Genomic DNA, 11,138 nt, shown 5'->3' with positions numbered 1-11,138 from the left:
CGCCGGGGGGCCCCCGCCGGGCCCGGGCGGGGGGGGGTGGCCCCCCGGTCCCCCCCCCCCCCCCCCGACGGGATCCCCGGTCGACCGGGGATCCCTGCATGCGGTCGTCAGCGATCGTCGGTGAACCGCGGTGCCCGCCCCTCACGGCGGGCGACCGTCGCCTCCTCGAAGTTCGAGGTGAGCAGGCGGAGGTAGAGCTGGCCGATGCCCTCGGACGGCAGGTAGGTCTCGAGCGACGTCGCGGCGATGCCGGCGTGGAGCGACTTCTTCGTCAGCTCGACGCCGGGCTGGGAGAAGCCCGCGATCCGCTGCCCCGTCGACACCGCGGCGGCCACGACGTCGGCCGCCACCGACGACACCAGGCCGATCCGCTCGGCCTCCTCGGCGCCGACGTCGCGGCCGGTGAGCATGATGTCCGCGGCGCGCGTCGACCCGACCGCGCGCGGCAGCAGGTAGGACAGGCCGAGCTCGCTGGCGGTGAGGCCGTTGTTGATCCCCGCGGCGCGGAAGTACGCCGACGGCGCCGCCAGCCGCAGGTCGCACGCGAGAGCGAGGCAGAGGCCGCCGCCGATCGCGGCACCGTTGACCGCGGCGATCACCGGCTGGTGCAGCCGCCGGATCGTCAGCACGACCTCCTCGAGCGCCTCCATCGCGCGCAGGGCGTACGTCGGGCGGGTCACCCCGGCCACGCCGGGCGGGACGCCGGCCGCCTCCTGGTCGGCGCCGGAGCAGAAGCCCGACCCGGCGCCGGTGACGACCACGGCCCGCACCGTGTTGTCGTCACCGAGCGCGGCCAGCGCCTCGCGGAAGGGCACCATCACGTCGTACGCCATGGCGTTCATCCGCTCGGGGCGGTTGAGGGTGACCACGGCGACGGCCGGGTCGGGGCGGTCGACCAGCACGTACGGCATGGGCCGCAGACTAGAACACGTTCTCACTCCGTGGGGATGACGAGCACCGGGCAGGCCGCGTGCTCGACGACCGACTGCGCGATCGAGCCCTGCACCAGCGTCGAGAACCGACCGCCGTGGTGCGCACCGACGACGACCAGGTCCATCCGCTCCGAGGCCTCGATCAGCTCGCTGGCCGGCTCGTCGTAGGCGATCTCGATGCGCGCCCGCACGTCCGGGAACTTCTCGGCCAGGCCGCTCAACGGCTCGACCGCGCGGATCCGCAGGTCGTCCTTGGTGTCGTCCGGCGTCCGGTCCCACGCGCAGTGCAGCACCGTCAGCGGCAGGTGCCGCAGGGATGCCTGGCGGTAGGCCGCCTCGACGGTCGCGGTCGACCCCGAGGTCCCGTCGGCACCGACCACGACACCGTGCCGGACCAGGCCCGGGTGGCCGGGACGGACGACGACGACCGGGCAGGGCGCGTGCCGGCTGACCGCCGAGCTCACGGACCCGAGGAGCAGGCTGCGCACCGGGCCGCGGCCCCGCGAGCCGACGACGACGAGCGCGGCGTCCTCGGCGAGCCGGAGCAGGGTCACCCGCGGGTCGGCGATCCAGGTCGTCTCGTGGACGGCCAGGTCCGGCGCCCGCTCGGCGACGTACGCGCGAGTGCGGTCGAGGAGCTCGACGGCGTCGTCGCGAGCCACCTCGACGATGACCGGGTCGGCGACGCCGTGCGCCAGGGTCAGCTGCCGGTGCTCGCGCACGGCTTGTCCGATCGCCCAGTCCAGGGCCCGGTCGGAGGACGGCGAGCCGTCCACGCCGACCACGATGGTCCCCGGCGGAATGAGGCTGTTCTCCATGACTCCACGCTGCTCCCGGCGGGCGGCCGTCACTAGCGCCCAAGGCCCCCGATGTCAGGACCAACGGCCCTCCGCAGGGCCCTCACCACGCCGCACGATGGACGGACACCCAGGAGAGAGGAGCCCGTCGTGCACGAAGCGATCGACCTGAGCCCGGACCAGTGCGAGCGGCTGCTGCGTGCCGGCGTCGCCGGACGCGTCGCTCTCTCCTCCCCCGACGGCCCGCACATCGCGCCCGTCAACTACTCCGTCGTCGGTCCGGCCATCGTCATCCGCACGTCGCCGTACAGCGTGCTCGGCACCTACGGCCGCGGCAGCATGCTCGCCTTCGAGGTCGACCAGTTCGACCACGACCGCTGGCGCGGCTGGAGCGTCGTCGCCCGCGGGCGGTCCGACGTCGTCACCGACCCGCTCGAGCTCGAGCGGATCCGCACCACGTGGGAGCCGCATCCCTGGGCCGCCGGCAACCGCAGCATGTACCTGCGCCTGCGGTGGTCGGAGCTGACCGGTCGCCAGATCGGCACCGGGTGGGACCCGGTGGCCAGCCTGCCGGTACGCCGCGCGGTGTGAGCGGCCTGGGGCAGACTGGCGTCGTGCCGCCGGACCCCGATCCCGTCTCCGACTCCACCCAGGCGCTGCTCGACGCCGTCGCCGCGATCTCCTCGGACCTCGACCTGCGCAGCGTCCTGTCCCGGATCGTCGAGGCCGCCACCCGCCTCACCGGGGCGCGGTACGGCGCGCTGGGCGTGATCGGCTCGCACGACGCGCTCGTCGAGTTCGTGACGACCGGACTCGGCGACGACGAGCGCGCCGCGATCGGCGACCTGCCCCACGGGCGCGGCATCCTCGGCCTGCTCATCCGGCACCCCGAGCCGATCCGGCTCGACGACCTCACCCAGCACCCGGACGCGACCGGCTTCCCGCCGCACCACCCGCCGATGCAGAGCTTCCTCGGCGTCCCGGTGCGGATCCGCGGCACGGTCTTCGGCAACCTCTACCTCACCGAGAAGGCCGGCACGCAGTCCTTCACCGCCGAGGACCAGCAGATGGTCGAGGCGCTGGCGAACGCCGCCGGCTACGTCATCGACAACGCCCGCGCCTACGGCCTCAGCGAGCGGCGCCGCCAGTGGCTGGAGGCCGCGGCCGACCTCGACGACGCCCTCCAGCCGCCGGTCGAGCCGGCTCGCGCGCTGCGCGAGGTGGCCCGCGCGGCCCGCACCGTCGCCCGGGCGCGCGTCGTGGCGGTCTCGGTCCGCGGCCAGGCGACGCCGTACGGCCTCGCGGTCGCCGACCCCGCCGAGACCGACGCCGCGACCGCGGTGGTCGACGCGGTGCTCGCGGACCCGGCGATCGTGCCCGCGATCGACCCGATCGAGACGACGGTCGGTGCGTACGACGTCTTCGTCGCTCCGCTGCGCACCCACCTGGTCGGCGGCGGCACCATGGTCGGGCTGTTCGCCCCCGGCACCCGCCCCCTCCCGGTCGAGGACCGCGAGCTCTTCGTGTCCTTCGCCGAGCACGCCGCGCTCTCGCTCGACCGCGCCCAGGGGGTCGACGACCGGGCCGAGCTGGCGGTCACCTCCGATCGCGAGCGGATCGCCCGCGACCTGCACGACCTGGTCATCCAGCGACTCTTCGCGACCGGCCTGCAGCTCCAGCGCGCCGAGGCCGGGGCGGTCGGCCCCGACGTGGCCGAGATCGTGCGGCGCGCGGTCGACTCGCTGGACCAGACGATCCGCGACATCCGGGGCACGATCTTCGAGCTCCAGCAGCATGGCTCCGGACCGTCGCTGCGCGCCGACGTACGCGCGCTGGTGCGCGAGTACGCACCGCTCCTGAAGTTCGACCCCGTCGTGCGGACCAGCGGGCCGGTCGACACCGCGGTCCCGCGGGAGGTCCGGGACCAGCTGCTCTCCGTGCTCCGCGAGGCACTCTCCAACCTGGCCCGGCACGCCGCGGCCGACCACGGCGAGGTCGACGTCAGCGTCGACGACGACGAGCTGTGGCTGACCGTGATCGACGACGGGGTCGGACTCTCCCCCGGACGGGCCGAGAGCGGGCTACGCAACGCGCGGCGTCGCGCGACGGCCCTCGGCGGCGTCCTCGAGGTCGGCCCGCGGACCCCGCGGGGCACGTCCTTCGTCTGGCGCGTGCCGCTGCCCTGACCGCGAAGGTGACCACCCCGGGCTGCCCCCCGCACCTGGGCGGTCGAGTGCCCGCCACAGACGGACGACGAGACGTGGACGAGACGTGGACGTCGTCCGCCGGGCTCGCGGCGGGCGGCGGGAGGGGCGTCTCCCCGGCCACGGGGTTGGGCACGCATCCCTCCACCACCAGGATGTCCGACCGGGCCGGTCAAATCGAAGGGCCGAAGGTCGCGACCTGAGGGGTCGAAGGTCCCCTACTGCTTCCCCAGCAGCCGGCTGGCCAGCACCGCGGCCTGGGTGCGCCGTTCTAGACCGAGCTTGGCGAGGATGCTGGAGACGTAGTTCTTGACGGTCTTCTCGGCCAGGAACATCCGCTCGCCGATCTGCCGGTTGGTCAGCCCCTCGGCGATCAGTCCGAGCAGCTTGAGCTCCTGCTCGGTGAGGTCGGCCAGCTCGGCGGGCCGGGTCTGCGGGTGGCGGACCCGCTCGAGCACGCGCGCGGTCATCGTCGGGTCGATCAGCGAGTTGCCGGCCGCGACCTGGCGCACGGCGTCGACCAGGTCGGCGCCGCGGATCTGCTTGAGCACGTAGCCGGACGCGCCCGCCATGATGGCGGCGAAGAGCGCCTCGTCGTCGTCGTACGACGTGAGGATCAGGCCGCGGATGTCGGGGTCGACCGCGCGGACGGTGCGGCAGACCTCGATCCCGGAGCCGTCGGGCAGGCGCGCGTCGAGGACGGCGACGTCCGGGCGCAGGGCCGGGATCCGGTGGGCGGCGTCGATCGCGGAGCCCGAGTCGCCGACCACCTCGATGTCCTCGTGCGACTCCAGCAGGGCCCGCAGGCCCTCGCGGACGACCTCGTGGTCGTCGAGCAGGTAGACACGGATCTTCTCGGCCATGTCCCACTTCTACCAGTCCCGGGACCTCGACGACCGGGACCTACGTCCCGAGGTCGTCGCCGTTGGGCCGGTCCGCGCTTCTTCTCGTGGCGTCACCCCGGGCTCAGCCACGGCTCAGCAACCCGGCACACGCTCGGTGGCATGACCACCTCGCACGAGGGTCCCCTGGACCCCGAACCCGAGCAACAGCAGCACCACCACGAGAGCACCGAGCGCCGCCCGCGGCCCCGGCGCTCCCTCGCCACCGTCGCCACCGTCGGCCTCGTCGCCGGCCTGATCGGCGGCGGTGGCGCGGCAGCGGCGGTCGTCGCCACGACCGGCACCTCCTCCGCGACGGGCGGCGGCACCGCCGCCACCGTCGTCTCCGCCGCTGCGCGCAAGGGCAGCAGCGGCAGCGATGTCGAGGCCGTCGCCAAGGCCGTCACCCCGAGCGTCGTCCTGCTCCAGGTGCAGGGCGGCGGCGAGTCCGACGAGGGCAGCGGCGTCGTGCTCTCCGCCGACGGCGAGATCCTCACCAACAACCACGTCGTCGCCGCGGCCGCGGACGGCGGCTCGATCAAGGTCGTGCTGCAGGACGGCACGACGTACGCCGGCACCATCGTCGGCCGCGACCCGGTCACCGACCTCGCCGTGGTCCGGGCCAAGGACGCGAGCGGCCTCACCCCCGCGGCCATCGGCGACTCCGGCTCGCTCGAGGTCGGCCAGCCCGTCGTCGCGATCGGCGCCCCGCTCGGCCTGCAGGGCACCGTGACCACCGGCATCGTCAGCGCGCTCGACCGCCCGGTGACGACCAGCGACGGCGGACAGGCGTCGGTGACCGACGCGATCCAGACCGACGCCGCGATCAACCCCGGCAACTCCGGTGGCCCGCTGGTCGACGCGCAGGGCCGGGTGATCGGCATCGACTCCGCGATCGCCAGCCTGGGCGCCAGCGAGGGCTCGCAGTCCGGCTCGATCGGCGTGGGCTTCGCCATCCCGATCGACGAGGCGATGCGCGTCGCGCACGAGATCGAGGCCGGCAACCCCGTCAGCCATGCCCAGCTCGGGGTCACCGTCAGCGACTCCACGAACCCCGCCGGTGCGCGGGTCGGCGACGTCTCGGCCGGATCCGCCGCCGACCGGGCCGGCCTGCAGAGCGGCGACGTGATCACCCGCGTCGGCGACCAGGTCATCCCCGACGCCGACGCCCTCGTCGCGGCCATCCGCACCCAGGCGCCCGACGACCACGTCACCCTGACCTACGTCCGGGACGGCCAGACGCACCACGTCGCGGTCACCCTCGGCACCGACCAGACGACGACGTGACCGCCGACGTCGCGGCCCCGACGACCGCCGGCGCGAGCGCCCCGCTCGCCCGGCGGTTCGCCGTCGTCGAGATCGTCCTCGTCCTGGCGGTGGGCCTCGGCCGCTCCGCGGTCTACGCCGTCGTCAGCCTGGCCGCCGCGGCCACCGCCGCCGGCGGCCTGTCGTCGCAGCACGCCGTCATGAACGCCAGCCGCGCCCCCGGCCGGCCCTGGCTCGACCTGACCTACCAGCTGCTGGCGATCGCCTTCTCCCTCGCGCCGATCGGGCTGGCGGCGTACCTCCTCGTCCGCTCCGGCGACTCCCTGCGCCAGCGGTGGTACGGCGGCGGCCGGGTGCTCGAGGGCCGCGACCTGCTTCGCGGCGCACTCCTGGCGGCCGGGGTCGGGAGCGTGGGGATCGCGTTCTACCTGCTGACCCACGCCCTCGGCGTCGACGCCACCGTCGTCGCCAGTGCCCTTCCCGACGTGTGGTGGGCGGTGCCCGTCCTGGTGCTGTCAGCACTGGGCAACGCGCTCGTCGAGGAGTACGTCGTGCTCGGCTTCGTGCTGGTGCGGCTGCGCCAGCTCGGCCTGCGGGAGCCGGTCGCGATCGGGGTCGCCGCGGTGCTGCGCGGCAGCTATCACCTCTACCAGGGGCTCGGCGGCTTCCTCGGCAACCTCGCGATGGGCGTGCTCTTCGGCTGGCTCTACCGACGGTGGGGCCGGCTGACCCCCCTCGTCGTCACGCACACGCTCCTCGACGTCGGCGCGTTCGTCGGCTACGCCGCGCTCGCCGGGCACGTCGGCTGGCTGCCGACCTGACCTCGCCCGGCGGGCTCAGCCGAGGCGGACGACGCGGTCGACGCGGTCGAGACTGCTGTCGGCGTGGGTGATCCAGACGACCGTGCGGCCGTGCTCGGCGTCCAGCACCTCCGCCGCGAGGTCCTCGGCCGTGGCCCGGTCGAGGTGGGCGGCGGGCTCGTCGAGCACCAGGACGGGCTGGTCGGCCAGCAGCGACCGCGCGATCGCGATCCGGGCACGCTCTCCTCCGGAGACCCCCGCGTGCCCGTCGCCGAGCCAGCTCCCGAGACCCTCGGGCAGGCCGTCCAGCCACGGCCCGAGCCGGGCCCGGCGCAGGGCCGCCTCGACGTCGGCATCGCTGGCGCCGGGACGGGCGAGGCGGACGTTCTCGGCCAGCGTGGTCGCGAAGACGTGCGGGTCGTCGTCGACCAGGCCGACCCGGCGCCGTACGTCGTCGAGCGCGAGCTCGGGCAGCGCGTGGTCGCCCAGGCGCACCTCCCCGCGCACCGGGTCGACGAAGCGCAGCAGCAGCGCCGCCAGCGTGCTCTTGCCGGAGCCGGTCGGACCCACGACCGCGACCCGCTCCCCCCAGGAGAGGTCGAGGTCGAGCCCGTCGAGGACGACCCGGTCGTCCCACGCGGCCGCGACGTCCCGGAGCCCGAGGTGGGCGTCGACGCCGGCGTCGGCCGGCGCGGCAGGGTCGGCGACGGCCGGCCGGCGCGCGGCCAGGCTCGCGAGCCGCTCCTCGGCCGCGCGGGTGCGGGCGGCGAGCGCCCCCGCGTCGGCCAGCGAGCCCGCGACCTCGCCGAGGGCGAGCGGCAGCAGCACCAGCAGCGCGGCCATCGGGCCCGACACGTCTCCGTCGGCGACCAGCGGGGTGACCACCGACGCCGTCGCCGCGACGCCGAGCCCGGCGGTGAGCAGCACGCACGCACGGGCCCAGGCGAGCCAGCGGGCGGCCGAGACGGTCGCCGCGGCGAGCGCGGCGCCGGCGGCGTCGACGCGCGAGATGGCGCGGTCCTCGGCCTGCCAGACGGCGAGCTCGTCGGCGGTCTGGGCGACCTCGACCACCAGCTCGGAAACTCGGGCGCGGGCGCCCACCGAGCGGGACTCGGCACGCGCCGCGCCCGCCCGCGCGAGGGCGTAGCCGAGGCCGCCGCCCACGACGCAAGTGAGCGCGACCGGCACGGCGGCGAGCGGCGCGACCAGCCCGGCCACCACCGTGGCGAGCACGGCCGTGATCGCGAAGCCCCGCACCGGCATCCGCACCCGCAGCTGCCGGTCGAGCACGCTGTCGACGTCGTCGACCACGGACGCGAGCAGGTCGCCCCGTCGGCGGCCCAGCGCGCCCGGCGTGAGGGGCACGACGGCGTCGTACACCTCGACCCGACGGTCGGCGAGCAGTCCCAGCACGACGTCGTGGGACCGCAGCCGCTCGACGTAGCGCAGGACCGGGCGGGCGAGGCCGAAGGCCCGGACCGCGACGATCGCGACCATCAGCGTCAGGATCGGGGGCTCGTACGACGCCCGCACGATCAGCCAGCCGGCGGTGGCCGTCAGCGCCACACCGGACGCGGAGGCCAGGCCGCCGAGGATCGTCGGAAGGGCGAGGCCGTGCCGTGGCTCCGTGGCTTCGGGGGTTTCGAGGCTCCTCGCTGGCGCTCGTCGCACCTCCACCACCGGAGCTGTCGCTTCCGGTGTGGGCAGGGCGACGATCTCGTCGGCCAGGGCGACCAGGGCCGGCCGGTGCGCGACCACGACGACCGACCGGCTCCGGCCGAGCTCGGCCACCGTGTCCGCGACGATCCGCTCGGTGTCGGCGTCGAGGTGCGCGGTGGGCTCGTCCAGCAGCACCCACGGGCGGTCGGCGACCACCACGCGGGCGAGGGCGAGGCGGGCACGCTCGCCCGCGGAGAGGGTGACGCCGTCCTCCCCGAGCGGCGTGTCGAGCGCGACGGGGAGCGCGACCTGCCGCAGCGCGTCGCGCAGCTGCTCGTCGTGGGCGTCGGGGGCGGCCAGGCGCAGGTTGTCGGCGACGGTGCCGGCGACGAAGACCGGCCGCTGCGCGAGCACCGCGATGCGGTCGAGACCGGGGCCGGTGACGGTCCCGGAGGTCGGCTCGAGCAGCCCCGCGAGGACCGCGAGCAGGGTGGACTTGCCGCACCCGGAGGGCCCGGTGATGGCCGTGATCCCGCGGTCGGGGACCTCCAGGGAGATCTCGTCGAGCGCCGGCACCGACCGGCCGGTCCGGATGACGCTCACCCGGTCGAGCCGCAGGGAACCAGGTCGCCGGGCCGTCGTGGGCGCGCCCGGCTCGACGAGCTCGCTCGCGGCCTCGAAGGTCGCGACGCCCTCGGCCGCGGCGTGGAACTCGGCGCCGACCCGGCGCAGCGGCCAGTAGGCCTCCGGCGCGAGCAGCAGCACGACCAGCGCGGTCTCGAGGTCGAGGCTGCCGCTGGCGAGCCGGATGCCGACGGTGACCGCGACCAGCGCGACCGACAGGGTGGCGACCAGCTCGAGGACGGCGGAGGAGGCGAAGGCGATCCGCAGCGTGTCGAGCGTCGCCCGCCGGTAGCGGTCGGTCACCGCGCGGATCGTCGCCGACTGCGCCTCCGCGCGACGGAAGGCGACCAGCGTGGGCAGCCCGCGCATCACGTCGAGGAAGTGCCCCGAGAGCGAGGCCAACGACCGCCACTGCGACTCCGCGCGGTCGCGGGTGGCGAGCCCGACGAGGATGCCGAAGACGGGGATCAGCGGCAGCGTGCAGAGCACGATGAGCGCGCTCATCGGGTCCTGGGTCGCGATCGCGACCAGCGTGACGCAGGGCAGCACGCCCGCCAGCACCAGCGCCGGCACGTAGCGGGTGAGGTAGGGCTCCGCCGCGCTCGCGCCCCGGGTGGCGAGGGTGGCGAGCTCGCCGGTCGGACGGCCGGCCCCGCCCGGCCGGAGGATGGCTGCGACGACCCGCCGACGTACGTCGCCGCCGACGATCGCGGCGGCCCGGGCGGCCATCGTGTCGGTCGTCCAGCCGGTCAGGCTGCGGGCGGCGAAGACCGCGACCGTGGCCGCCGCCCAGCCGCCGACCGCTCCGTCGTGGAGCACGGCGAGCACGAGCTCGGTGACCGCCCACGCCTGGGCGACGAGCAGCAGGCTGCCGACCACGCCCGCCACCAGCACCACCGCGAGCGGGCGGTGGGCCGGCGCGAGCTGGCGACGTACCCGCGGGTCGTTCGGCCTCATGCGTGCTCGAGCTCGGCGTCCGGGATGTGCGTCACCGAGATGCGCTTGCGGAAGACCCAGTAGGTCCAGGCCTGGTAGCAGAGCACGATCGGGGTGAAGACCGCCGCGACCACCGTCATCACCTTGAGCGTGTAGTCCGTCGCCGACGCGTTGGTGGTGGTCAGCGAGAAGGCCGCGTCGGTCGAGGACGGCATCACGTCGGGGAAGAGCGCGACGAAGAGACCGGCCACCGCGAGCGCGATGCACACGAACGTCCCGATGAAGCCCCAGCCCTCACGGCCGGCGTACGACGCGGCCAGCGCGCCGACCAGCGCGAGCGCGGCCACGACGAAGAGGACCGCCGAGCCGGCGTTGCCGGTGTGCACCTGCGCCCAGACCAGGAAGACGACCGCGACCACGGCCGCGACCAGCCCGAGCCGGATCGCCAGCGCCCGGGCGCGGTGCCGGATGTCGCCGTCGGTCTTGAGCGCCAGGAAGACCGCGCCGTGGGTGAGGAAGAGGAGGAGCGTCACCAGGCCGCCGAGCAGGCCAACCGGGTTGAGCAGCGTGAAGATCGTGCCGGTGAAGTCCTTGGTCTCGTCGATCGGCACGCCGCGGACGATGTTGGCGAAGGCCACGCCCCACAGGAACGCCGGGACGTAGGAGCCGACGATGATGGCGCGGTCCCACCAGGAGTGCCAGGCGGCCTCGGGCCGCTGGTGCCGGTACTCGAACGCGAGCCCGCGGACGATGAGCGCGACCAGGATCAGCAGCAGCGGCAAGTAGAAGCCGCTGAAGAGCGTGGCGTACCACTCCGGGAACGCCGCGAAGGTCGCGCCGCCGGCGGTCAGCAGCCAGACCTCGTTGCCGTCCCAGACCGGGCCGATCGTGTTGATCATGACCCGGCGCTCGCGGTCGTCACGGGCGAGCACCGGCAGCAGCATGCCGACGCCGAAGTCGAACCCCTCGAGGGTGAAGTAGCCGATCCAGAGGACGGCGATCAGGATGAACCAGACGGTGGTGAGCTCCATGTCCTTCT

9 protein-coding genes are annotated in these 11,138 nt (G+C 74.9%); 4 read left to right on the top strand and 5 right to left on the bottom strand.

Going from position 1 to position 11,138, the window contains the following annotated elements; all coding sequences use genetic code 11:
• Positions 1-107: 107 nt before the first annotated feature.
• Positions 108-911: an enoyl-CoA hydratase gene (locus K8U61_RS16595; protein WP_224124154.1), complete on the bottom strand. Its 804-nt coding sequence runs from the start codon at positions 909-911 to the stop codon at positions 108-110.
• 23 nt (positions 912-934) lie between these two features.
• Positions 935-1,750 carry a universal stress protein gene (locus K8U61_RS16590; protein WP_224124153.1) on the bottom strand — a complete coding sequence of 272 codons (816 nt, stop codon included), beginning with the start codon at positions 1,748-1,750 and terminating at the stop codon, positions 935-937.
• Between the two features lie 129 nt (positions 1,751-1,879).
• Between K8U61_RS16590 and K8U61_RS16585 the strand changes: the two genes are divergently transcribed.
• Together K8U61_RS16585 and K8U61_RS16580 are read left to right on the top strand one after the other, a co-directional pair.
• Entirely contained in the window at positions 1,880-2,320 is a 441-nt protein-coding gene (locus K8U61_RS16585; protein ID WP_224124152.1) for a pyridoxamine 5'-phosphate oxidase family protein, read from the top strand.
• A 23-nt stretch (positions 2,321-2,343) separates the two neighbouring features.
• The gene (locus K8U61_RS16580) at positions 2,344-3,915 is read left to right on the top strand and encodes a GAF domain-containing sensor histidine kinase (protein ID WP_224124151.1); all 1,572 of its coding nucleotides are present in this window, start codon (positions 2,344-2,346) and stop codon (positions 3,913-3,915) included.
• A gap of 236 nt (positions 3,916-4,151) precedes the next feature.
• Here the strand turns inward: K8U61_RS16580 and K8U61_RS16575 are convergent, their stop codons facing one another.
• Positions 4,152-4,796, bottom strand: a complete 645-nt coding sequence (locus K8U61_RS16575; protein ID WP_224124150.1) for a response regulator — start codon at positions 4,794-4,796, stop codon at positions 4,152-4,154.
• Positions 4,797-4,937: 141 nt separating this feature from the next.
• Between K8U61_RS16575 and K8U61_RS16570 the strand changes: the two genes are divergently transcribed.
• Entirely contained in the window at positions 4,938-6,101 is a 1,164-nt protein-coding gene (locus tag K8U61_RS16570; RefSeq protein WP_224124149.1) for a S1C family serine protease, read from the top strand.
• Positions 6,098-6,901: a CPBP family intramembrane glutamic endopeptidase gene (locus tag K8U61_RS16565; RefSeq protein ID WP_224124148.1), complete on the top strand. Its 804-nt coding sequence runs from the start codon at positions 6,098-6,100 to the stop codon at positions 6,899-6,901. Before K8U61_RS16570 ends, K8U61_RS16565 begins: the two co-directional genes overlap by 4 nt.
• A 15-nt stretch (positions 6,902-6,916) precedes the next feature.
• On the opposite strand, the gene cydD is transcribed toward K8U61_RS16565, so the two are convergent.
• Both cydD and cydB read right to left on the bottom strand, forming a co-directional pair.
• A complete protein-coding gene (gene cydD / locus K8U61_RS16560; RefSeq protein ID WP_224124147.1) occupies positions 6,917-10,120 on the bottom strand; it encodes a thiol reductant ABC exporter subunit CydD in 3,204 nt (1,067 codons plus the stop codon).
• Entirely contained in the window at positions 10,117-11,130 is a 1,014-nt protein-coding gene (gene cydB, locus K8U61_RS16555; RefSeq protein ID WP_224124146.1) for a cytochrome d ubiquinol oxidase subunit II, read from the bottom strand. Before cydB ends, cydD begins: the two co-directional genes overlap by 4 nt.
• Between the last annotated feature and the right edge of the window lie 8 nt (positions 11,131-11,138).

The organism is Nocardioides mangrovi (assembly GCF_020073815.1).
In the GTDB taxonomy this organism is placed as follows: domain Bacteria; phylum Actinomycetota; class Actinomycetes; order Propionibacteriales; family Nocardioidaceae; genus Nocardioides; species Nocardioides mangrovi.
Note: the sequence above shows the minus strand (reverse complement) of the source record. Positions and strands in the feature narration are given on the sequence as shown.